This is a genomic window from Pseudomonas sp. 21615526, from assembly GCF_013386245.1.
Lineage (GTDB): Bacteria > Pseudomonadota > Gammaproteobacteria > Pseudomonadales > Pseudomonadaceae > Aquipseudomonas.
In genome coordinates this window covers 124,419-145,540 of sequence record NZ_JACAOM010000029.1, presented here as the reverse complement: position 1 = coordinate 145,540, position 21,122 = coordinate 124,419, and the positions used below count along the sequence as shown (strand labels likewise).

Here is a 21,122-nt window from a genome sequence, read left to right as displayed (position 1 = left end):
GAGATCGGTAGCGTTATTTGCACAAATCGTTAAACTGCTGCGGCCACCCAATAATTACACTGAGGCCGTGTGCATGAAATTTCGTTTTCTTCTCTGGATGCTTGGCCTGTTGATGGGCAAAGCCAGCCGCACCAACCCTGCGTTCCAGCAGCAGTTGGGTGACAAGGACCTGGCGTTCCAGTTGCAGACCCTCGACGGCAAGGTTGCCCGTCACTTCATCGTCAAAGACCAGCGCATTACCAGCCGCTCGGGTGTTCATCCCGCGCCTGCGTTTGCTATTGCCTTCAAGGATGCCGCCTACGGCTTCGCCACGATGCAGGCGAAGAACAAGCAACTGGCGTTCATGACGGGGATTCAGGACAAGTCGATCCAGATCAAGGGCAACCCGGCGCTGGTGATCTGGTTCCAGGGGTTGACCAAGTATTTGAAGCCGAAGAAAAAGCCCAAAGGCTAGGGGTTCTTCAGCAATACTGCGTCGCCTGCATTCGCGAGCAAGCCCGCTCCCACATTCAATCCCATTCCAAAGTTGGAACTCGGTCGAATGTGGGAGCGGGCTTGCTCGCGAATACGGTGTAACAGGCGCCCGATTTATCCCTGGCTGAACTGCGAAGCCAACTCGCGCAACAACGTTTCCGCGTCCAGCACCTTGCTCACCACATCCTCTGCCTTGTCCCTGGTCAGCCCCAGGCGCTCAAGCAGTTCGTCCGGGATGGATTCATCCGGCCCGGAGCCGATGCCGCGGCTGCGCAACAAGCGCACCGCCAGGCACACCAGGTTCGGGTATTCCGCATATTGGCCGTCGTAGGTCGGGTCGTGCTGGAAGCGCAGGGCGGTGGACAGTTCGTCCGGCATGTCCCAGTAGCGCATCAACCACGCACCAATCTGCTCGCGGCTGATGCCCAGCAGATGCTGCTCGATGTAGCTGTGGCACAGGTGCGGGTTGACCTCCAGGTGCCGGCAGATCAGTGAGAAGTGCGGCGGGAAGACGTGGGCCAGCAACAGGTAGCCGAAATTGTGCAGCAGGCCGGCGAGGTACGTCAGCCCGGCTTCCGGGCGCTGGGCGCGGGGCATGGCGCGGGTCAGGCCTTCGATGACGGCGGCGGTGTAGATCGACTGGTGCCAGTACGGCGTGGCCTGTTGCGGGTGGTCCTTGGGCAGGCTCAAGGTCTTGCCCAGGGCCAGGCCGAGTGCGAGGTTGATCACCAGGTCAAAGCCCAGCACGCGCACGATGGCGTCTTCCACCGAGCGGATCTTGCCCGGCGAGGCGTAGTAGGGCGACGCGGCCCAACTCACCACCTGGGCGGCCAGGGCCGGGTCGGTTTCGACCACGCCGGTGATGTCGTCGATGGTGGCGTTGGGGTCGACCCGCAGCTTGATGATCTTTTGCGCGGTATCGGCCAGCGGTGGAATTTCGATGGTGGCTTCCAGGCGCTGCTGGATACGGCGGGCGGTGAACGCCTGCATCGCCTGGGTGATTTCCTCGCGGTCGTCATTGGGGCGATCCAGGTTTGGCCGGATGTTGCTCAGCGGCTCGCCGAAATGCGCGGCGCTGGCCTTGGTCAGCATGCTCTTGAACGCGTCGCTGGAAATCTCCAGCAGCAGCCCGGCTTCGCCCGAGTGCACCAGCACGGTCGGCTCACGCAACAGGCTTTCTTCGTACAGGCAGGGAGAACTGGTCAGCGGCGGCAGGCCGGGCAGCAGGCTCAGGCTGTGCTTGCCGAGCATGCGCTCCAGGCGCTCCGGCGACACGGCCTTGAGGCGCCGACCGGTGAGCTCGGCGAGGCGATTAAGGTCCAGCAACTGGTTCTGTGGAAACAGCACCATGAGCGCACCCACGGCATCATCGAGCAGTACGGCTTGAACCTTCTGCGCCGGGTTCAGGCCGGGGCGTTCGGTAACTTCCGTGTAGCTGATGGCGAGCTTTGCAAGCAGCGTCCGAATCACCGAGGGTGCAGTCGGTGGGGCTGTGGCGAGGGCAACTTCTGACATGGCCTGAATCCAATTTCCTACAGTCATTGGAGTATAACCAGCTTGATACAAGTGAGGGTTGTCTAAGTGAGTCAGCCGTCACACTTGGCCGTATTGCTGCCCATGTCTCAGCCAGCGATCCAGCAGCGGGCTGACGTGTTCCGGCCAACGCTCCAGTAACGCCTGGGCCGCGTCGCGCACGGCGGGCAGCAAGTCGGCATCGCGCATCAGGTCGGCGACCTTGAATTGCAGCAGGCCGGTCTGGCGGGTGCCGAGCATCTCGCCGGGGCCGCGCAGTTCGAGGTCTTTTTCGGCGATCACGAAGCCGTCGTTGGTTTCGCGCATGATCCCCAGGCGCTGGCGACCGATCTGCGACAGCGGCGGGTGGTACAGCAGCACACAGTGGCTGGCGGCGCTGCCCCGGCCGACGCGGCCGCGCAATTGATGCAGTTGCGCCAGGCCCAGGCGCTCGGGGTTCTCGATGATCATCAGGCTGGCGTTGGGGACGTCGACGCCGACTTCGATCACCGTGGTCGCCACCAGCAATTGCAGGTTGCCGGCCTTGAACTCGGCCATTACCGCGGCCTTTTCCACCGGCTTCATGCGACCGTGAATCAGCCCGACCTTGAGTTCACCCAAGGCGCTGGTGAGGTCTTCATAGGTGGTTTCGGCGGCCTGGCAGGTCAGCTCTTCGGATTCTTCGATCAGCGTGCACACCCAATACGCCTGACGGCCTTCGGCGCAGGCGCCGCGTACCCGTTCGATGACTTCGACGCGGCGGGTGTCGGTGACCAGCACGGTGTTGACCGGCGTTCGGCCCGGCGGCAGTTCGTCGAGGATCGAAGTGTCGAGGTCGGCGTAGGCGCTCATGGCCAGGGTGCGCGGGATCGGTGTGGCGGTCATGATCAACTGGTGCGGGCTCATGCGGCCACCCACGCCTTTCTGGCGCAGGGCCAGGCGCTGCTGCACACCGAAGCGGTGCTGTTCGTCGATGATCACCAGCGCCAGATTCTTGAACTTCACTTCGTCCTGGAACAACGCGTGGGTGCCCACCACCATCGGGGCGCCGGCGGCGATCTGCTCCAGGGCGGCTACGCGGTTCTTGCCCTTGAGCTTGCCGGCCAGCCACGCGACTTCCAGGCCCAGCGGTTCGAGCCAGCGCTTGAAGGTGATGAAGTGCTGCTCGGCGAGAATCTCGGTGGGCGCCATCAGCGCCACCTGATAGCCGGCTTCGAGGGCCTGCAACGCGGCGAGGGCGGCGACCACGGTTTTACCCGCGCCCACGTCGCCCTGGATCAGCCGCAGCATCGGTTCTTTCTGGCTCAGGTCGTAGGCAATTTCGTTGCCGACCCGTTGCTGGGCGCCCGTCGGTGCAAACCCCAGGTTGGCCAGGTATTGCGCAGGCAGGCGCTTGGCCTTGGGCATGGCCGGCGCGCGCAGCGAACGCATGCTCTCGCGCAGGCGCTGCTGGGACAGTTGATGGGTCAGCAGTTCTTCGAACGCCAGGCGATGCTGGGCCCAGTGATGCCCGAGAGCCAACTCGTCGACGTCGGCATCGGCGGGTGGGTGATGCAGGTAGCGGATCGCATCATCCAGCGGCGCCAGTTGATAGTCGCGCGCCAGTTCCTGGGGCAGCCAGTCGGGCAGGCTTTTTGGCCCGAGCATCGTCAGAGTCTGCATGCACAGTTGGCGCAAGCGCTGCTGGGTCAGGCCTTCGGTGAGCGGGTAAATTGGCGTGAGGGTGGTGTCTACCGGCGGCGGTTCGTCGCCGGTAATCGCGCGGTATTCCGGGTGATAGATTTCCAGCCCCGAAGCACCGGGCCGGGCTTCGCCGTAGCAGCGCACGCGGGTACCACGCTTGAGGCCTTCCTTCTGGGCGTTGCTGAAGTGGTAGAAGCGCAGGCTCAGGCCGCCGGTGCCGTCTTGCAGGCGCACGACCAAACTGCGGCGCTTGCCCATGACCACGTCGGCGCCGCTGACGGTGCCTTCAACCACGGCGTCCTGCCCAGGGCGCAAGTGGCCGATGGGCACCACGCGGGTGCGGTCCTGGTAACGCAGGGGCAGGTGGAACAGCACGTCCTGGAGATTTTCCAGCCCGACCTTGGCCAACTTCTCGGCCATGGCCTCCCCGACACCCTTGAGTGCCGTCACCGATACCTGCGACAGCTCAGTCATACCGTTACTTAGCTCGCAGCAGGCGGCTTGGCCACCGAACACAGGCGGATCGAGTCGGCGAGGATTTCAATCGCTTTCGGACGCGGGAAGCTCGCACGCCAGGCAATCGCCACGGTGCGGAACGGTACCGGCGGCGTCAGTGGGCGCACGGCGATCACGCCGGGGGCGTAGTGATGGCTGTCGACCGCCGACAGCGGCAGGATCGAGATACCCAGGCCGGAGGCGACCATATGGCGAATGGTTTCCAGGGAGCTGGACTCCACGGTGGTGTGCTTGGCGCCGTCGTTGCCCTTGGTCAGGGTCGGGCAGGCTTCCAGCACCTGGTCGCGGAAGCAATGGCCTTCGCCCAGCAACAGCAGGCTCTTGTCGTTGAGCAGGCCCGCGTCGATGGTGTCTTTCTGCGTCCATGGGTGGGACGCTGGCATCAGCACGTAGAACGGCTCATCGTAGAGCGGCAGCGTCAGCACATCCGCCTCGTTGAACGGCAGGGCGATGATGATCGCGTCCAGCTCGCCGTTGCGCAGTTTGTCGCGCAGCACGTGGGTGAAGTTTTCTTCGATATACAGCGGCATCTGCGGCGCGACGCGGTGCAGTTGCGGAATCAAGTGCGGGAACAGGTACGGGCCGACGGTGTAGATGGCGCCGACTTTCAGCGGGGCGGTCAGCTGGTTCTTGCCGGCCTGGGCCAGCTCGCGAATGCTTTGGGCCTGTTCCAGAACCTTCTGGGCCTGGGCGACGATGCCTTCGCCGACGGGCGTCAGGCGCACAGCGCTTTTGCTGCGCTCGAAAATCAGCACACCGAGTTCGTCTTCAAGCTTCTTCACACCCACCGACAGCGTCGGCTGGCTGACGTGGCAACGCTCGGCCGCGTGGCCGAAGTGCTGCTCTTGGGCGAGGGTAACGATGTAGCGTAATTCTGTAAGAGTCATAGCGGGCGTCCATGAGGTTGCGGGCCAAGCATACCGGCTGCAATCGATAGACGCACGTTATCAGACAGCGTAGGGGCCGCGACACCGGTTAATCGGGTATCGCCGCCCCGTATTTCACTTTTGCGGGTACTTGAAGGTGAAGGTTTCGGTGAAGGGAGCCCACCATTCAGGCACGCCGGTTTCCTTGTCTACATGGTGGAAGAAGCCCTTGATCTGTGGGCTTTCATAGCGCAACACCACGGTGTAGGTGCCGGGGCCGTCCATTTTCACGTTGTTGGCGTAGTGGGCGCCGTCTTTGGCCACCATCGGCAACAGCGTGCCGATTTCCTTGTAGTCGGGCGAGCCCTCCTTGACCAGTGAGTAGCTGATGGTCAGGTAGGGCACCCACTCACCGTTGGACAGGCCGTATTTGTTGTCGGCGGTGGCGTGCACATCGGTCTCAAGGTGTACCGAGTCCTTGCTCATCACCATGCCTGGCGGCATGGGCGCCATTTCGATGCCCACCAAGTACGAGGAGGCGATCTCCATGTCATTGATCTGCACCGGTCCGCCAATCGGGTATTCGCGGGCTTGGGCGAGGGCGGAAGCGGCCACGGCGCTGACGAGCAGCAGTGCGGCGGCGAAGGGGTTGCGCAGGTGTTTCATGGTGGGGCTCCTGGGGCGGTTAATGTGATTGTGTCGGGCGTGAATGCAGTAAACGGTTACCCAGCACCAGGAGCGAGAGGGTGACGAGCCACGCCACCAATTGAACGCCCAGAGGTCGGTCGGTGTAGCCCACCAGCGCGGTCAATGCGCGGCCGGTGAGGCTGCCATCGGAGACCAGCCAGGAGGTGTCCCAGAGCTGGTAGCCCCAGGCGGGAATCAGGTCGATACCGGCGAGGATCGCGGCGGCCCGGCCAGCCATGCCGGCGGCAAGCAAGGCGATCATCCAGCCGGTAATCGAGAACAGGCGCTTGAGGCTGATGGCGACCAGGCCGCGGTACATCAGCCAGGACAGCGCGGCGCCGGCGACGATGCCGAGCACGCCGCCGGCCAGCATCGACAGTGGGTCTGTCTGGCTGGATGCGGCGATGCCATAGAGGAACAGCACGATTTCCGAGCCTTCGCGCAGCACGGCCACGGTGATGACCACGGCCAGGGCCCAGAGTGATTTTTCACCCTTGAGTACTGAATTGCCGGCGCTGCGCAGTTGGGTCGCCAGCTCGCGACCATGACTGGCCATCCACAGGTTGTGCCAGCCCAGCATGACCACGGCGACCACCAGGATGGCCGCGTTGAAAATTTCCTGGCCGAAGCCTTGCAGCGCCTGGGTGATTGCGCCGGTAAACAGCGCCAAGATGCCGGCACCGAGCACGCCGGCTGCGATTCCGCCGCCAATGAACAGCCCACGTCTTGCCAGGCCCTGGGTGGCGGCCATCACGATGCCCACCACAATCCCGGCTTCCAGCACTTCTCGAAACACGATCAACAGACAGGCCAGCATGGCTTACTCCTTGACCGCGACGGCGGTGACCGTGCCTTTGGCCTGGTCGGGGTGGTAGTCATCGAAGAAGGTGAAGGTGCCGGGATGCAGCGGGCCGGCAAACACCGTGATGGTGTTGCCGGGGACGATGATTTTTTCGAATTTCATGTCGTAGCTTTCGAACTCGTCGACGCTTTCGTCGTGGCTGGTGAGCTGGATGCGAAAGCGCTCACCGGCCGGCACCTCGAACGTCGAGGGGCTGAAGGTGTGGTTCTGAATGACCAGGGTGACCAGCTGATCCGCCTGTGCAGCGACGGGTAAAGCCAGTAGGAGGAGAGCCAGCCGGGCGGGGTTGGGCATGCCGAATGTCCGCTAATGAGAACTATTCGCGGATAATTAGCGTTGTCTTTAAGTGTTACAAGTGAAGATCGAGTTAGGTGCCGACTCGTTCAAGCCTGGTTCAGGTTGCGGTGATGCGCGGGGAGGGAACAGCAGCCGTGGGCACCCGAGAGTGCCCACGGTGGGGGTTAGCGGCGACGTTTTTCGATGTTGTAAACGAACGGTGCAACGATCTCGATGCTCCCGCCTTTCAACATGTCGGCCGGCGGCTTGGGCAGCGGCTGGGCACGACGGATCATGTCGAGGGTGGCGCGGTCCAGGTCGGCGTTGCCGGAGCGGCCCACCAGTTCGTAGGACAGCACGTTGCCATCGGCATCCACCACGAAACGCAGGCGGTTCAGGCCTTCCTTGCCACGCGCCTGGGCGCCCGGCGGGTACTTCTTGTACTTCTGCAGGTGGCCCAGCAGGGTACTTTCCCAGGTGGCCTTGGCCGCGATCTGCTGCGGTGAAGGGCCCGGTTGTGGCTGGGCGGATTTTTCCGTAGGCGCGTTGTTCTGCGGAGTTTCGCTCGGCGGCTCTTCGGAAGGTTTTTCCTTGGGCGGATCGGGCTTCTTCTCCACAGGCTTGGGCGGCTGTGGTTTTGGCTTGGGCTTGACCGGCTTTGGCACCTGGATCGTCGGCTTAGGTGCCTCGGCCAGTTTCGGCAATGGCAGCTCTTCGACCGGCGCAGGCGGCTGTGGCGGCGTGATCACCTTCGGCGGGGCCGGAGGTGGTGGCGCCGGCATCGGTGCCAGGTCGATGACCATGGCGGCCGGAGGCAGCTGGACCATATGTGGCGCCGACCACTGGAGCGCGATGATGATCGCGACGGCGTGGACGCCCAGCACGACGGCAAGGCTGGTGCCATAACGCGTCAGTTTGTGGCGCGTCGTGATCATTTCTTGGCTGCCGTCTCAAGTCCGACCAGGCCTACCTTGAGGTAGCCGGCCGCCCGCAGGGCATCCATCACGCTCATCAGGTCGCCGTAGTCCACGCCCTTGTCGGCCTGGAAGAAGATGGTCGTGTCTTTCTTGCCCTGGGTCTTGGCGTCGAGCACCGCGCCCAGGGTGTCGGATTTGACTTCTTCTTCGCCCAGGAACAGACGCTGGTCCGCCTTCACGCTGAGGAATATCGGTTTCTCCGGCCGCGGCGCAGGTTTCGCGCTGGAAGCGGGCAGGTCGACCTTGATATCCACGGTGGCCAACGGTGCTGCCACCATGAAGATGATCAGCAGCACCAGCATCACGTCGATAAACGGCGTGACGTTGATTTCGTGGTTCTCGACGAGCTCGTCGTCGCCTTGATTCAAATGCAGGCCCATGGCCGATTACCCCACTTTCACCATGTGCGGTTGCGAGCTGCGCTCGGAAGGCAGGTGATCGAGGTCACGGCTGACCAGCAACAGGACTTCTGCCGAAGCGTCCGACACCTGCGCCTTGTAGCCGGCGATCGAACGGGCGAAGACGTTGTAGATCACCACCGCAGGAATCGCGGCAACCAGGCCCAGTGCGGTTGCCAGCAGGGCTTCGGCGATGCCGGGCGCCACGACGGCGAGGTTGGTGGTCTGGGTTTTGGCGATGCCGATGAAGCTGTTCATGATGCCCCACACGGTACCGAACAGGCCGACGAAGGGCGCGGTGGAACCGATGGTGGCCAGCACGCCGGTGCCGTTGCTCATGTTGCGACCGCAGGCGGCAACCAGGCGCTCAAGACGGAAACTGACGCGTTCCTTGATGCCTTCCTTTTCACGGGTGTTGGCCGACAGGCGCATCTCTTCGAGTGCGTCGTGAACCAGCAGGTGCGCCAGGGTGCCCTTCTTCGCCGCGCTTTCGCTGGCTTCTTTCAGGGTGGTGGCTTTTTTCAGGTGGACGATTTCAGTGCGCAGGCGACGCTTGGCGCCCAGCAGTTCGAAGCCCTTGGCGATCCAGATGGTCCAGGTGATGATCGAAGCGATGGCCAGGCCGATCATCACGATCTTCACGATGATGTCAGCGTTCTGGTACATGCCCCAGGGCGACAGGTCGTGTGCCATGCCCAGGCTGTTGTCTTCTTCCAGCACGACGCCGGATTCGTCAGCCGGTGCGCCTTCGGCGGCCAGGGCCGGGTCGGTCGCGGCCGGTGCAGCGGCTGGCGCAGGAGCGTTTTGCTCTGTAGCTGGCGCACTCGCTGCAGGCGGGGCGGCCGGCGCGGTGTTGTCGGCGAACGCGGCGGTCGGTGCCAGCAGGACGCTGAACAGCACTGCAGCAATCGCACGCCAGGCGCGGGATGGGCTGTGAGGCTTGGTTGGCGAAGCGGGGGATGTATTGCGTGTCATGCTGGCCGGACCTGAGAGAAAAAAATGAGTGAGCGTCCTTCCAGACCGTAACGGGTCGAGGACAAATGGGCGGTTATTATTGCAAGTAATTCTTGTTAACAGAAGTAATACAGTTACTTTATTTGTCGTTTTGCTGGCCGATGGTCATCTGCGGGGGCTAACCTTGACCTTTAAGAACGGAGTTTTGTGATGTCTGCGCCTTCTGTGGTGATTGCCGGTTGCGGCGATGTCGGTAGCCGTCTGGCCACCCAATTGCTGGCCCAGGGCTGGGAGGTTCATGGCCTGCGGCGGGATATTTCGCGCCTTCCCAAGGGTGTTATCGGGATTACCGGCGATCTGTTCAATGAAGACTGCCCCGATACCTGGCCGGTGGGCGGGGTGGATTACCTGGTGTATTGCGCGGCCGCCACCGATCACGACGAGGCGGGTTATCGTGCGGCATACGTGCAAGGGTTGCGGCATGTGCTGGAGTGGCTGAACGACTACGGCCAGGAGCCCAGGCACCTGCTGTTTGTGTCCAGCAGCAGTGTGTATGGGCAGCAGAACGGTGAGTGGGTCGACGAAAGCTCCGAGACCAAGGCAGGCGGTTATTCCGGCCAAGTCATGCTGGAAGCCGAGCAAGTGGCGTTGGATAGCGGCATTCCCGCCAGTGTCGTGCGCCTTACCGGGATTTATGGTCCAGGTCGGGAGTGGTTGTTGAGCCAAGTGCGCCAGGGCTATCGCGTGGCGATTGATCCGCCTTTATATGGCAACCGGATTCACGCGGATGACGCGGCGGGTTTGCTGGCGTTTTTGCTGCAGCACGTGGAGCAGGGGGGTGTGCTGGATAAGTGCTACATCGGCGTTGACGATACTCCGGCCCCGCTGGCCGAGGTGGTTGCCTGGTTGCGCGAGTACCTTGGCGTGACCGAATGGGCCGAGAACGCCAGCGTGCGACGCGCCGGTAGCAAGCAGTGCAGCAACGCCCGGGCCAAGGCGTTGGGCTGGGTGCCGCGTTATCCGAGTTATCGCGAAGGGTATGCGGCGATCCTGGAGGGTTGATCGCGGCGTGAAGAAAAAGGAGCCTGAGGGCTCCTTTTTTGCGTCACTGTTTTTCCAGCAACCACTGTCGTGGCCCGGGGGTAAACGAGGGTACCTCGTCGGCCTGGGCGGTGTTGATCGCCTGGAAGATCTCCAGTTGCTTGCCCTTGCGCGCAAAGATCCACGGGTTGCCCTGGCCGTTCAACTGTAGCCAGATACTGTCGTAGCCGCCGCTCATGGAGGCGCAATCGCCCGCCAGGCACAGCGAGTACTGATCGGCGCCGGGCAAGCCGGTCACCTGGCCATTGGCCTGGAACTGTACGGTGGCGCCTTCGCCAGTGCCGCTGCTGATTTTCCAGGTGCCGCCCATGTAGGCGGCGTACAGGGTGCGTTCGAAGTTGGCACCCAGTGGCGCGCCTTCGGGGGCTGGATCCTTGGCACGGGCGAACAGTTGCTCGGGCTCGTTATCATTGGCCCCTTGCAACAGTAGTTTGCCTTTACGCTTGAGTTCAGTGGCGGAGCTGCCGTAGAAGTCGACGCTCCAGGCGCCGGATTTTTCACCCAGCAACTTGCCTTCAGCTACTTCAAAACCGTTGTAGTAGCGGGCCTGGGACGCTTTGGTGTTCACCTCCCATTCGAGGTTCGGACCATAGCTCTGCAGGGCTTCACGCAAAGGGCCGCCCTTGGCTGCCGCGTCGATGGCGGCCTGGTTGATCCAGGTGCCGCTCACATCCAGGTCGGCGGGATTGCTGGCGCAGCCGCCGAGCAACAGGGCGAGCAACGAAGAGGCAACGAGCGCTTTGCGCATTACGAAATCCTTCCAAGAACCAATTCGGCGCAGCCTTCCCGTGGAAGCGCTGCGCCGGATGTTTTACTCGATGACCAGAATGGCGTCCATCTCAACCTGCGCGCCCTTTGGCAGGGCGGCAACGCCGATGGCGGCGCGGGCTGGGTACGGCTGTTCGAAGTACTTGCCCATGATCTCGTTGACCTTGGCGAAGTGGCTCAGGTCGGTGAGGAAGATGTTCAGTTTGACGATGTCCTTGAACGAACCGCCCGCAGCTTCGGCAACCGACTTCAGGTTTTCGAAGACCTGGATGGTCTGGGCTTCAAAGCCTTCAACCAGCTCCATGGTTTTTGGGTCCAGTGGAATCTGGCCGGACATGTAGACGGTATTGCCCGCCTTGATCGCCTGGGAATAAGTACCGATTGCTGCTGGTGCCTTGTCGCTGGTGATAACAGTCTTGGTCATGAATGACTCCTTGTAATGGATGGGCTAGGCGCGCATGCGGGTGATGCGGATGACCCCGGTCAGGGCGCGCAGTTTCTTGATCACGCGGGCCAGGTGCACGCGGTCGTGCACGCTGACCACCAGTTGGACCACGCTGATGCGGCCATCGCGTTCGTCCATGCTGATTTTCTCGATATTGCCGTCGGCCGCGTTCACGCTGCTGGCCAGCAGGGCGATCAGGCCGCGCTGGTGTTCCAGCTCGACTCGCAGCTCGACGTTGAATTCGCCGGTGACATCCTTTGCCCACGAAAGCTGGATGCATTTCTCGGGGTTGTGGCGGATTTCACTGATATTGCGGCAGTTGTCCAGGTGCACCACCATGCCTTTGCCGGCGGACAGGTGGCCGACAATCGGGTCGCCCGGGATCGGCGTGCAGCACTTGGCGTAGCTGAGCACCAGGCCTTCGGTGCCGCGAATCGCCAGCGGGCCTTCGGGGCTTGGCAACTGTTCGCCTTCGCCCAGCAGGCGGCGCGCGACCACATAGGCCATGCGGTTGCCCAGGCCGATGTCTTCCAGCAAGTCTTCGATCAGTTCCTGGCGGTACTCGTGCAACATCGCCTGCACGCGTTCGGCCGGGATCTTGTCCAGTGAGCTGTCGAAGCCGTTGAGCACCTTGTTCAGCAGGCGTTCGCCCAGGCTGATGGACTCGGAACGGCGTTGCAGTTTCAGGGCATGACGGATGTGGGTGCGAGCCTTGCCGGTGACCACAAAGTTGAGCCAGGCCGGGTTCGGGCGCGCGCCCGGTGCGCTGACGATCTCCACCGTGGAGCCGCTTTGCAGCGGTTCCGACAGCGGGGCCAGTCGACGATTGATCCGACAGGCTATGCAGCTGTTACCCACGTCGGTGTGCACCGCGTAGGCAAAGTCGACCGCCGTGGAGCCTTTTGGCAGCTCCATGATCCGGCCTTTGGGCGTGAACACGTAGACCTCGTCCGGGAACAGGTCGATCTTCACGCTTTCGATAAATTCCAGGGAGTTGCCGGCACGTTGCTGCATTTCCAGCACGCCCTTGACCCACTGGCGGGCGCGGGCATGGGTGCCTTTTGGCTGCTCGTCGCCGGTGGATTTGTACAGCCAATGGGCGGCGATGCCGTTGTTGGCCATCTCTTCCATTTCGCGGGTGCGGATCTGGATCTCGATCGGCACCCCGTGCATACCGAACAGCGTGGTATGCAGCGACTGATAGCCGTTGGCCTTGGGAATCGCGATGTAATCCTTGAAGCGTCCCGGCAGGGGCTTGTACAAATTATGTACAGCACCCAGCACGCGGTAGCAGGTATCGACCTTGTCGACGATGATCCGGAACGCGTACACGTCCATGATCTCGTTGAAGGCCCGGCGCTTGCCGCGCATCTTCTTGTAGATGCCGTAGATGTGTTTCTGCCGGCCGCTGACTTCGCCCTCGATCTCATCGATCGCCAGGCAATGGCTCAGGGATTCTTCGATCTTGTTGACGATTTCCTTGCGATTGCCCCGGGCGCGTTTCACTGCCTGGTAGATGCGCGCGGAACGCATCGGGTGCATGGCCTTGAAGCCGAGGTCTTCGAACTCGATACGAATGGCGTGCATGCCCAGCCGGTTGGCGATGGGCGCGTAGATTTCCAGGGTTTCCTTGGCGATGCGCCGGCGTTTTTCACCGGACAGCACTTCCAGCGTGCGCATGTTGTGCAGCCGGTCGGCCAGCTTGACCAGGATCACCCGGATGTCCCGGGCCATGGCCATGGCCATCTTCTGGAAGTTTTCCGCCTGGGCTTCGGCCTTGGTCTCGAAGTTCATCTGGGTCAGTTTGCTGACCCCGTCGACCAGTTCGGCCACGGTTTCGCCAAATTGCGCACTGAGCGCTTCCTTGGCAATGCCGGTGTCTTCGATCACGTCATGCAGCATCGCGGCCATCAGGCTCTGATGGTCCATGTGCATGTCGGCAAGAATATTGGCCACGGCAAGAGGATGCGTGACATACGCCTCGCCACTGCGGCGGCGTTGGCCGTCGTGGGCTTGTTCGGCGTAGAAATACGCTCGGCGGACCAGGTTGACCTGGTCTGGGCCGAGGTAGGTCGATAAGCGATCGGCGAGGGCGTCTATGCTCGGCAAAGTATTAACTCCTGCCGTTGGCTGTGACCCCGCGCCGTGCTACGTCGACCAGGCATAGGCTTAGACGGCCTCGTTGGACTCGTCCTCGAACGCTGCAAACAGCGGTTCGTCTTCAACGATTTCGGCGTTGGCGATGAACTCGTAGCTCATCAGGCCTTCAGCGATTTCACGCAGGGCTACAACGGTAGGCTTGTCGTTTTCCCACTGGACCAGGGGCTCTTTGCCGCCAGTGGCCAGTTGACGGGCACGCTTGGTAGAGAGCATGACCAGCTCAAAGCGGTTATCCACGTGTTCTAGGCAGTCTTCAACGGTTACGCGGGCCATGGTATTCCTCGGAGCGAATGCAATATGCGCGCTGCCCGGTTGGGCGAGCGGACTGAACAGTTTAAAAAATCACCAGCGTTTAGGGAAGCGCTGATTTTTCGCAGGCCATCGCAAACGCGCTACAAGTGCCAATGTAAAGCCCCTGCAGCGGTTTTGGGAAGAGCCAATCAGCCGAGCAGTTCGGCCAATAATTTGCCGAAACGCTGCTGCTGACGCTTTTGCTGGAGCTGATTGGCGCGGAAAATCGCTTTCAGATCGTCCAGCGCGTGAGCGAAATCGTCGTTGATGATCAGGTAGTCGTAGTCGACGTAGTGGCTCATTTCACTGACGGCTTCACGCATGCGACCTTCGATGATCTCGTCGCTGTCCTGGCCACGATTGGTCAGGCGCTGGTGCAACGCTTCCAGCGAAGGCGGCAGGATGAAGATCGAGCGAGCTTTGGGCATCAGCTGGCGCACTTGCTCGGCGCCCTGCCAGTCGATTTCCAGGATCAGGTCGTGGCCTTCGTCCAGGGTCTGCTGCAGGTGGCTTTGGGAGGTGCCGTAGAGGTTGCCGAAGACCTCGGCGCGCTCCAGGAAATCACCGTGCTCGATCATCTTGACGAACTCGGTGCGCTCGACGAAGTGGTAGTGCACGCCGTTCACTTCACCCGGGCGCATGGCGCGGGTGGTGTGGGACACCGAGATGCGGATCTGCTCGTCAGCGTCGGTCAGGGCCTTGACCAGGCTGCTTTTGCCCGCGCCCGATGGGGCGGAAATGATGTAAAGGGTGCCGGTGCTGTGGGTCATGTCAGGGTGCCTTACTCGATATTCTGTACTTGTTCGCGCATTTGCTCGATCAACACTTTGAGGTTGACCGCCGCCTGGGTGCTGCGCGGATCAAAGGCTTTGGAGCCCAGTGTATTGGCTTCGCGGTTGAGTTCCTGCATCAGGAAGTCCAGGCGCCGACCGGCGGCACCGGCGGACTTGAGCACGCGGCGCACTTCCAGGATGTGGGTGCTCAGGCGGTCGAGTTCTTCGGCCACGTCGCTTTTTTGCGCCAGCAGGACCATCTCTTGCTCCAGGCGCACCGGATCCAGTTCGGCCTGCATGTCGGCGAAGCGGTCCAGGACCTTCTGGCGCTGGGTGGCAAGCATCTGCGGCACCAGTTCGCGCAGGGTCACCACGTCTTCTTCAATGGAGGTCAGGCGGTCGCTGATCAGGCGGGCCAGTTCGGCCCCTTCACGCTCGCGGCCGGCCTTGAGTTCTTTCAAGCCCTGGTTGAACAGGGCCAGCGCCTCGGCGTTCAACGCCTGTGGGTCAGTGGCGTCGGCCACCAGCACGCCGGGCCAGGCCAGGACTTCCAGCGGGTTGATGGCGGCAGGCTGCTTGATCAGGCCGGCGATGGTTTCGGCGGCGGCGACCAATTGGGCGGCGCGCTCGCGATCCACCTGCAACGGCTTGCCGGTGGTTTCCTCGGTAAAGCGCAGGGTGCATTCCAGCTTGCCGCGGGAGATGCCCTGGCGCAGTGCCTCACGAACCGCGCCTTCGAGGTCGCGAAACGATTCCGGCAGGCGCAGGTGCGGCTCCAGGTAGCGGCTGTTGACCGAGCGCAATTCCCAGCTCAGGGTGCCTTGGACGCCGGCTTTTTCGACGCGGGCGAAGGCGGTCATGCTGTGCACCATGGAGGTACCTCGCGATGCAGTCCCGCAAACAGGCGGGCTGATGGGTAGATTGAAGCCGACAGGCTGCGAAGGCGCAGGATTGTAGCTCAAGGGGACGGGTGGCCCCAAACAGTGGCTTCGGTGCCCGGGTTTGTAACAGGATTTTTTAGCCGTGCCGATCAGGGCTGGCGGCTCTATAATGCTCGGCAGTTTTTCGTCCTCCGTACAGGTATCCCCTATGAAACGTCCAAGTGGTCGCGCTGCCGATCAGCTCCGCTCGATCCGCATCACCCGCAACTACACCAAACACGCCGAGGGATCTGTACTGGTCGAGTTTGGCGATACCAAGGTTATCTGCACCGTCAGCGTCGAAAACGGCGTGCCGCGTTTCCTCAAGGGCCAGGGCCAGGGTTGGTTGACCGCCGAATACGGCATGCTGCCGCGCGCCACCGGCGAGCGTAACCAGCGTGAAGCCAGCCGTGGCAAGCAAGGCGGCCGCACCCTGGAAATCCAGCGCCTGATCGGTCGCTCCCTGCGTGCAGCCCTGGACATGTCCAAGCTGGGCGACGTGACCCTGTACGTCGACTGCGACGTGATCCAGGCCGACGGTGGCACCCGTACTGCCTCCATCACCGGCGCCATGGTTGCCCTGGTCGACGCGCTCAAAGTCATCAAGAAACGTGGCGGCCTGAAAGGCGGCGATCCGCTCAAGCAGATGATCGCGGCTGTATCGGTCGGCATGTATCAGGGCGAGCCGGTGCTGGATCTGGACTATCTTGAAGATTCGGCTGCCGAGACCGACCTGAACGTGGTGATGACCAGCACCGGTGGTTTCATCGAAGTGCAGGGCACCGCCGAAGGCGCGCCATTCCAGCCGGCGGACCTGAATGCCATGCTGGCCCTGGCCCAGAAGGGCATGACCGAAATCTTCGAACTGCAGAACGCCGCATTGGCCGACTGATTCAATCCCAAGGAGCTACGCCATGAGTGACAGCCAACTTCCACTGCCGACACCGTCCAAGGAAGTTCGCCAGTGGGCGATGCTCTGTCATTTTGCGGCGTTCTTCGGGCTGATGTTCCCGTTCGGCAGCCTGCTGGGGCCCTTGATTCTCTGGCAGGTGAAGAAGGATGCAGACCCGTTCATTGATGACCAGGGCAAGGAAGCGCTGAATTTCCAGATCACCGTGGGCATTGCCTGGGCGGTCTGCTTCCTGCTGGGTTTTATCGTGATCGGCTTCGTGTTGATGACCGTGCTGGTGATCGGCGCGGTGGTGATGACGATCATTGCGGGCATCAAGGCCAACAAGGGCGTGGCTTATCGTTATCCGTGGACATTGCGGTTGATCAAATAACCACCGCCCACAAAAAAACCGACAGTGATGTCGGTTTTTTTGTGCCTGGAAAAAGACCTTAGATGGTCAAGGTCCAGTCGTAGTCCACGATCAGCGGCGCGTGCTGCGAGAAGCGCGGCTGGCGTGGCAGACGTGCGCTGCGCACGAAGCGACGCAAGCCTGGCGTCAGCAGCTGGTAGTCAAAACGCCAGCCGAGGTTGAGCATCTCGGCCTGTTCGTTATCCGGCCACCAGCTGTACTGGTCGCCTTCGCGGCTGACTTCCCGCAGGGCATCGACATAGCCCATGTTGCCGACAATCTCGTCCATCCAGGCCCGTTCCGGCGCCAGGAAGCCCGGGGATTGCTGGCTGTCGCGCCAGTTCTTGATATCCAGCTTCTGTTGCGCCACGTACAGCGAGCCACAGTAAATGTACTCGCGACGTTTGCGCCGCTGTTTATCCAGATAACGGGCGAAGTCGTCCATTAGCTTGAACTTCTGGTTCAAGTCTTCATCGCCATTCTGCCCTGATGGAAGCAGCAAGGTCGCAATGCTGACCTTATCGAAATCGGCTTGCAGGTAGCGCCCGTAGCGGTCGGCTGTCTCGAAGCCGAGGCCGCTGATGACCGCCTTGGGTTGCAACCGCGAATACAAAGCCACGCCGCCTTGGGCGGGAACTTCGGCATCACAGGCATAAAGGAAGTAGCCATCCAGTTGGAAGGCTGGGTCGTCCAGTTCAAAGGCGGAGGCGCGGGTGTCCTGCAGGCAGATGACGTCGGCATTCTGGGCTTGCAGCCAACTGAGCAAACCACGCTCGACTGCAGCCTGAATACCATTGACGTTCACACTGATGATCCGCATAAATGGCCCCAAAAATCGCGTGCGTGTATGATACACGCCGTCTACCTAATTAGCTAAATCCGTGGTATCTGAGGCTTTTTTCATGCAGGCGTATCAACGCGATTTTATTCGTTTTGCCATCGATCGCGGCGTATTGCGCTTCGGTGAGTTCACTTTGAAGTCCGGGCGCACCAGCCCTTACTTCTTCAATGCCGGCCTTTTCAACTCGGGTTCTGCCCTGGCGCAGCTGGGTCGTTTCTATGCGGCCGCCATCGTTGAAAGCGGCATTTCCTTCGACGTGCTGTTCGGCCCTGCCTACAAAGGCATCCCCCTGGCGGCCGCGACCGCCGTGGCGTTGGCTGAACATCACGAGCTGGATTTGCCTTGGTGCTTCAACCGCAAGGAAGCCAAGGCCCACGGCGAAGGCGGTAGCCTGGTGGGTGCGCCGCTCAAGGGCGACGTGCTGATCATCGACGACGTGATCACTGCCGGTACGGCGATTCGCGAAGTGATGCAGATCATCGCTTCCCAGGACGGCGCCAAGGCGGCCGGCGTGTTGATCGCGCTGAACCGCCAGGAGCGCGGCAACGGTGAATTGTCGGCGATCCAGGAAGTGGAACGTGATTTCGCGATTCCGGTGGTGAGCATCGTGTCCCTGAACCAGGTGTTGCAGTTCCTGGAAGATGACCCGCAGCTCAAGCAGCATTTGCCGGCGGTCAAGGCCTATCGCGAGCAGTTCGGCGTTTAGAAGATCCATGTGGGAGCGGGCTTGCTCGCGAATACGGCTTGTCAGTTGATATATGTGTCGACTGACCCGCCGCTTTCGCGAGCAAGCCCGCTCCCACATTTTTAGACCGAGTACATAGAAAAGGCCCCGTTCAATCGAATTGAACGGGGCCTTTTTGTTTACCAGCGCTTAGGGGCGCTTGCGGTTGCTGATCAGGGTACCCACACCGGTATCGGTGAAGATTTCCAGCAGGATCGCATTCGGCACCCGGCCATCCAGGATCAACGAGCTGCCAACGCCGCCTTGCACCGCTTCCAGCGCGCAGCGGATCTTCGGCAGCATGCCGCCGTAGATGGTGCCGTCGGCGATCAGGTCGTCCACTTGCTGGGTCGTCAGGCCGGTCAAGACCTTGCCTTCCTTGTCCATCAAGCCGGCGATGTTGGTGAGCAGCATCAGCTTCTCGGCCTTCAGCGCCTCGGCCACCTTGCCGGCCACCAGGTCGGCGTTGATGTTGTAGGACTCACCGTTGGCACCGACACCGATCGGCGCGATCACCGGAATGAAATCGCCTTTCACCAGCAGGTTCAGCAGGTCGGTGTTGATGCCGATCACTTCGCCCACCTGGCCGATGTCGATGATTTCCGGCTGGGTCATCTCCGGGGTCTTGCGGGTCACGGTGAGCTTCTTCGCCCGGATCAGTTCGGCGTCCTTGCCGGTCAGGCCGATGGCGCTGCCGCCATGGCGGTTGATCAGGTTGACGATGTCTTTGTTCACCTGGCCGCCCAGGACCATCTCTACCACGTCCATGGTCTGGGCGTCGGTCACACGCATGCCGTCGATGAAGTGACTCTCGATGGACAGGCGCTTGAGCAGGTCACCGATTTGCGGGCCGCCACCGTGCACCACCACCGGGTTGATCCCGACGGCTTTCATCAACACGATGTCGCGGGCAAAGCCGGTTTTCAGCTCGTCGCTTTCCATGGCATTGCCGCCGTACTTGATCACCAGCGTCTTGCCGACGTAGCGTCGAATGTAAGGCAACGCTTCGGAAAGGACCTTGGCAGTATTGGCGGCGGCTTCGCGTTCGAGGGTCATTCAGGGCTCCGGTAAAAAATCAGAACGGTAATTGGAGATCAGGGGCAACACGTTTCAACTGGGCGTGGAACACGTCCTTGATGCGCTGCAACTCAGCCTCGGTATCCGCCTCGAAACGCAGCACCAGCACCGGTGTGGTGTTGGATGCGCGAACCAGGCCCCAGCCTTTGGCGTAATCGACTCGCACACCATCAATGCTGGTCAGGTCGGCGCCTTCGCCCCATTGCGCATCGTGCAGTGCGTCAATGATGCTGAATTTGCTCTCCTCGGTCACATGGATATTGATCTCTGGCGTAGAAATATCATTCGGGAAGGTCTGGAACAGCTCCTGCGCGGTCGATTTTTCCTTGCTGAGGATCTCCAGCAGACGAGCGGCGCTGTAAATGCCGTCGTCAAAGCCGAACCAGCGCTCCTTGAAGAACACATGGCCGCTCATTTCGCCGGCCAACAGCGCGCCGGTTTCTTTCATTTTCTTTTTGATCAACGAGTGGCCAGTCTTCCACATTAGCGGGCGACCGCCGTATTCCTTGATCAGCGGTGTGAGGCGGCGGGTGCACTTCACGTCGAAGATAATTTCGGCACCTGGGTTGCGCGCAACCACGTCGCGGGCAAACAGCATCAGCAGGCGGTCCGCAAACACGTTTTCGCCGGTGTCCGTCACCACGCCAACGCGGTCGCCGTCACCGTCGAAGGCCAGGCCGACGTCAGCCCCGGTCTCCTTGACCTTGGCGATCAGGTCTACCAGGTTCTCGGGCTTGCCTGGATCCGGGTGATGGTTCGGGAAGTTGCCGTCGACGTCACAGAACAGCGGGATCACTTCGCAGTTCAGGGCTTCGAGCAGTTGCGGGGCGATCACGCCGGCCGCGCCATTGCCGCAGTCCACCACCACTTTGAGGCGGCGCGCGAGTTTGACGTCGCCGGTGATTTGGTCAGAGTAGCGCTGCAGGATGTCGACTTTGGTGACGCTGCCTTCGCCGCTGGTCAGGTCGTTGGTCTTCAGGCGGGTGTGCAGGGCCTGGATCTGTTCGTTGGCGAGGGTATCGCCAGCGATGACGATCTTGAAGCCGTTGTAGTCCGACGGGTTATGGCTGCCGGTGAGCATCACGCCCGACTTGCCGGCCAGTACGTTGGCTGCGTAGTACAGCGCAGGCGTCGGCACCAGGCCCACGTCGCTGACGTGGCAACCGCTGTCGGCCAGGCCCTGGATCAGTTGCTCGACGAGTTCGGGGCCGGACAGGCGGCCATCACGGCCTACGGAAACGTTGGGCTCGCCCTGTGCCAGGCTCTGGGAGCCAATGGCGCGGCCGATCCAGTAGGCGGTCTCGGCGGTCAGGGTCTTGGGGACCACGCCACGAATGTCATAGGCGCGGAAAATGCTGTCGGGAAATGTCGGGGCGACTCGGGCTGGGTTGCTCATTGCGGGGGGGAACTCCATCGATAAGGGGCTGGGCTGGCCTCAAGGGTGCTGACCGGCAGGCTCAAACTGAAGGGTAAGACGGCGTTTTTGGCATAGAGTTCGTGGTGCAAAAGTGCCATC

Annotated in this window: 22 protein-coding genes and 1 pseudogene; 5 read left to right on the top strand and 18 right to left on the bottom strand. The window is 61.7% G+C overall.

What is annotated here, in order from left to right:
* Positions 1–73: 73 nt before the first annotated feature.
* Positions 74–454 carry a hypothetical protein gene (locus HX786_RS10445; protein WP_008439448.1) on the top strand — a complete coding sequence of 127 codons (381 nt, stop codon included), beginning with the start codon at positions 74–76 and terminating at the stop codon, positions 452–454.
* 134 nt (positions 455–588) lie between these two features.
* On the opposite strand, the gene HX786_RS10440 is transcribed toward HX786_RS10445, so the two are convergent.
* From HX786_RS10440 to exbB, 9 genes are all read right to left on the bottom strand, one after another.
* The gene (locus HX786_RS10440) at positions 589–1,989 is read right to left on the bottom strand and encodes an aminoacyl-tRNA deacylase and HDOD domain-containing protein (RefSeq protein ID WP_003213308.1); all 1,401 of its coding nucleotides are present in this window, start codon (positions 1,987–1,989) and stop codon (positions 589–591) included.
* Positions 1,990–2,067: 78 nt separating this feature from the next.
* Positions 2,068–4,143: an ATP-dependent DNA helicase RecG gene (recG, locus tag HX786_RS10435; RefSeq protein WP_003213306.1), complete on the bottom strand. Its 2,076-nt coding sequence runs from the start codon at positions 4,141–4,143 to the stop codon at positions 2,068–2,070.
* An 8-nt stretch (positions 4,144–4,151) separates the two neighbouring features.
* Complete coding sequence (locus HX786_RS10430; RefSeq protein WP_003213305.1) at positions 4,152–5,072, bottom strand: hydrogen peroxide-inducible genes activator; 921 nt, start codon at positions 5,070–5,072, stop codon at positions 4,152–4,154.
* A gap of 114 nt (positions 5,073–5,186) precedes the next feature.
* Positions 5,187–5,717 (bottom strand): iron transporter, encoded by a 531-nt coding sequence (locus tag HX786_RS10425; RefSeq protein WP_177054881.1) that lies wholly within the window; start codon positions 5,715–5,717, stop codon positions 5,187–5,189.
* 19 nt (positions 5,718–5,736) lie between these two features.
* Complete coding sequence (locus tag HX786_RS10420; RefSeq protein ID WP_008439439.1) at positions 5,737–6,555, bottom strand: FTR1 family protein; 819 nt, start codon at positions 6,553–6,555, stop codon at positions 5,737–5,739.
* Positions 6,556–6,558: 3 nt separating this feature from the next.
* Positions 6,559–6,894: a cupredoxin domain-containing protein gene (locus tag HX786_RS10415; RefSeq protein WP_178912022.1), complete on the bottom strand. Its 336-nt coding sequence runs from the start codon at positions 6,892–6,894 to the stop codon at positions 6,559–6,561.
* Positions 6,895–7,061: 167 nt separating this feature from the next.
* A complete protein-coding gene (locus HX786_RS10410) occupies positions 7,062–7,811 on the bottom strand; it encodes an energy transducer TonB (protein WP_003213297.1) in 750 nt (249 codons plus the stop codon).
* Positions 7,808–8,233 carry a TonB system transport protein ExbD gene (exbD, locus tag HX786_RS10405; RefSeq protein ID WP_003213296.1) on the bottom strand — a complete coding sequence of 142 codons (426 nt, stop codon included), beginning with the start codon at positions 8,231–8,233 and terminating at the stop codon, positions 7,808–7,810. The genes HX786_RS10410 and exbD overlap by 4 nt, the downstream gene beginning before the upstream one ends.
* A 6-nt stretch (positions 8,234–8,239) precedes the next feature.
* The gene (gene exbB / locus HX786_RS10400; RefSeq protein WP_087693713.1) at positions 8,240–9,226 is read right to left on the bottom strand and encodes a tonB-system energizer ExbB; all 987 of its coding nucleotides are present in this window, start codon (positions 9,224–9,226) and stop codon (positions 8,240–8,242) included.
* 189 nt (positions 9,227–9,415) lie between these two features.
* Here exbB and HX786_RS10395 point away from each other — a divergent pair, with 189 nt between their 5' ends.
* Complete coding sequence (locus HX786_RS10395) at positions 9,416–10,267, top strand: SDR family oxidoreductase (protein ID WP_178912021.1); 852 nt, start codon at positions 9,416–9,418, stop codon at positions 10,265–10,267.
* 43 nt (positions 10,268–10,310) lie between these two features.
* On the opposite strand, the gene HX786_RS10390 is transcribed toward HX786_RS10395, so the two are convergent.
* The 6 genes from HX786_RS10390 to HX786_RS10365 all read right to left on the bottom strand — a co-directional run bounded on the left by HX786_RS10390 (position 10,311) and on the right by HX786_RS10365 (position 15,615).
* On the bottom strand, positions 10,311–11,054 hold the full coding sequence (locus HX786_RS10390; protein ID WP_003213290.1) for a hypothetical protein: 744 nt from the start codon (positions 11,052–11,054) through the stop codon (positions 10,311–10,313).
* A gap of 63 nt (positions 11,055–11,117) precedes the next feature.
* Complete coding sequence (locus HX786_RS10385; RefSeq protein ID WP_003213288.1) at positions 11,118–11,498, bottom strand: RidA family protein; 381 nt, start codon at positions 11,496–11,498, stop codon at positions 11,118–11,120.
* Between the two features lie 24 nt (positions 11,499–11,522).
* Positions 11,523–13,628, bottom strand: a complete 2,106-nt coding sequence (gene spoT, locus HX786_RS10380; RefSeq protein WP_008439435.1) for a bifunctional GTP diphosphokinase/guanosine-3',5'-bis pyrophosphate 3'-pyrophosphohydrolase — start codon at positions 13,626–13,628, stop codon at positions 11,523–11,525.
* A 60-nt stretch (positions 13,629–13,688) separates the two neighbouring features.
* Positions 13,689–13,952 (bottom strand): DNA-directed RNA polymerase subunit omega, encoded by a 264-nt coding sequence (gene rpoZ / locus HX786_RS10375; protein WP_003176920.1) that lies wholly within the window; start codon positions 13,950–13,952, stop codon positions 13,689–13,691.
* Between the two features lie 167 nt (positions 13,953–14,119).
* Positions 14,120–14,740, bottom strand: a complete 621-nt coding sequence (gmk, locus tag HX786_RS10370; RefSeq protein WP_003213284.1) for a guanylate kinase — start codon at positions 14,738–14,740, stop codon at positions 14,120–14,122.
* A gap of 11 nt (positions 14,741–14,751) precedes the next feature.
* Complete coding sequence (locus tag HX786_RS10365) at positions 14,752–15,615, bottom strand: YicC/YloC family endoribonuclease (protein ID WP_008439430.1); 864 nt, start codon at positions 15,613–15,615, stop codon at positions 14,752–14,754.
* 217 nt (positions 15,616–15,832) lie between these two features.
* Here HX786_RS10365 and rph point away from each other — a divergent pair, with 217 nt between their 5' ends.
* Positions 15,833–16,555 carry a ribonuclease PH gene (gene rph / locus HX786_RS10360; RefSeq protein WP_003213280.1) on the top strand — a complete coding sequence of 241 codons (723 nt, stop codon included), beginning with the start codon at positions 15,833–15,835 and terminating at the stop codon, positions 16,553–16,555.
* 22 nt (positions 16,556–16,577) lie between these two features.
* Positions 16,578–16,946, top strand: coding sequence for a DUF4870 domain-containing protein (locus HX786_RS10355; protein WP_003213278.1), 369 nt, complete (start codon positions 16,578–16,580; stop codon positions 16,944–16,946).
* A gap of 58 nt (positions 16,947–17,004) precedes the next feature.
* On the opposite strand, the gene HX786_RS10350 is transcribed toward HX786_RS10355, so the two are convergent.
* Complete coding sequence (locus tag HX786_RS10350; RefSeq protein ID WP_003176915.1) at positions 17,005–17,784, bottom strand: exodeoxyribonuclease III; 780 nt, start codon at positions 17,782–17,784, stop codon at positions 17,005–17,007.
* An 82-nt stretch (positions 17,785–17,866) separates the two neighbouring features.
* On the opposite strand from HX786_RS10350, the gene pyrE reads away from it, so the two are divergent.
* Positions 17,867–18,511, top strand: a complete 645-nt coding sequence (gene pyrE, locus HX786_RS10345) for an orotate phosphoribosyltransferase (protein ID WP_003213276.1) — start codon at positions 17,867–17,869, stop codon at positions 18,509–18,511.
* A 168-nt stretch (positions 18,512–18,679) separates the two neighbouring features.
* Here pyrE and argB read toward each other — a convergent pair whose 3' ends face one another.
* Both argB and HX786_RS10335 read right to left on the bottom strand, forming a co-directional pair.
* Complete coding sequence (argB, locus tag HX786_RS10340) at positions 18,680–19,585, bottom strand: acetylglutamate kinase (protein WP_003213275.1); 906 nt, start codon at positions 19,583–19,585, stop codon at positions 18,680–18,682.
* A gap of 19 nt (positions 19,586–19,604) precedes the next feature.
* Positions 19,605–21,026, bottom strand: a pseudogene (locus tag HX786_RS10335) (phosphomannomutase/phosphoglucomutase); the annotation flags it as partial.
* Positions 21,027–21,122 lie beyond the last annotated feature (96 nt).

Bases quoted from the DNA above. Each gene is read 5' to 3' on its own strand.
- HX786_RS10445 (WP_008439448.1), top strand. From the start codon at position 74: ATGAAATTTCGTTTTCTTCTCTGGATGCTTGGCCTGTTGATGGGCAAA.
- HX786_RS10440 (WP_003213308.1), bottom strand. From the start codon at position 1,989: ATGTCAGAAGTTGCCCTCGCCACAGCCCCACCGACTGCACCCTCGGTG.
- recG (WP_003213306.1), bottom strand. From the start codon at position 4,143: ATGACTGAGCTGTCGCAGGTATCGGTGACGGCACTCAAGGGTGTCGGG.
- HX786_RS10430 (WP_003213305.1), bottom strand. From the start codon at position 5,072: ATGACTCTTACAGAATTACGCTACATCGTTACCCTCGCCCAAGAGCAG.
- HX786_RS10425 (WP_177054881.1), bottom strand. From the start codon at position 5,717: ATGAAACACCTGCGCAACCCCTTCGCCGCCGCACTGCTGCTCGTCAGC.
- HX786_RS10420 (WP_008439439.1), bottom strand. From the start codon at position 6,555: ATGCTGGCCTGTCTGTTGATCGTGTTTCGAGAAGTGCTGGAAGCCGGG.
- HX786_RS10415 (WP_178912022.1), bottom strand. From the start codon at position 6,894: ATGCCCAACCCCGCCCGGCTGGCTCTCCTCCTACTGGCTTTACCCGTC.
- HX786_RS10410 (WP_003213297.1), bottom strand. From the start codon at position 7,811: ATGATCACGACGCGCCACAAACTGACGCGTTATGGCACCAGCCTTGCC.
- exbD (WP_003213296.1), bottom strand. From the start codon at position 8,233: ATGGGCCTGCATTTGAATCAAGGCGACGACGAGCTCGTCGAGAACCAC.
- exbB (WP_087693713.1), bottom strand. From the start codon at position 9,226: ATGACACGCAATACATCCCCCGCTTCGCCAACCAAGCCTCACAGCCCA.
- HX786_RS10395 (WP_178912021.1), top strand. From the start codon at position 9,416: ATGTCTGCGCCTTCTGTGGTGATTGCCGGTTGCGGCGATGTCGGTAGC.
- HX786_RS10390 (WP_003213290.1), bottom strand. From the start codon at position 11,054: ATGCGCAAAGCGCTCGTTGCCTCTTCGTTGCTCGCCCTGTTGCTCGGC.
- HX786_RS10385 (WP_003213288.1), bottom strand. From the start codon at position 11,498: ATGACCAAGACTGTTATCACCAGCGACAAGGCACCAGCAGCAATCGGT.
- rpoZ (WP_003176920.1), bottom strand. From the start codon at position 13,952: ATGGCCCGCGTAACCGTTGAAGACTGCCTAGAACACGTGGATAACCGC.
- gmk (WP_003213284.1), bottom strand. From the start codon at position 14,740: ATGACCCACAGCACCGGCACCCTTTACATCATTTCCGCCCCATCGGGC.
- HX786_RS10365 (WP_008439430.1), bottom strand. From the start codon at position 15,615: ATGGTGCACAGCATGACCGCCTTCGCCCGCGTCGAAAAAGCCGGCGTC.
- rph (WP_003213280.1), top strand. From the start codon at position 15,833: ATGAAACGTCCAAGTGGTCGCGCTGCCGATCAGCTCCGCTCGATCCGC.
- HX786_RS10355 (WP_003213278.1), top strand. From the start codon at position 16,578: ATGAGTGACAGCCAACTTCCACTGCCGACACCGTCCAAGGAAGTTCGC.
- HX786_RS10350 (WP_003176915.1), bottom strand. From the start codon at position 17,784: ATGCGGATCATCAGTGTGAACGTCAATGGTATTCAGGCTGCAGTCGAG.
- pyrE (WP_003213276.1), top strand. From the start codon at position 17,867: ATGCAGGCGTATCAACGCGATTTTATTCGTTTTGCCATCGATCGCGGC.
- argB (WP_003213275.1), bottom strand. From the start codon at position 19,585: ATGACCCTCGAACGCGAAGCCGCCGCCAATACTGCCAAGGTCCTTTCC.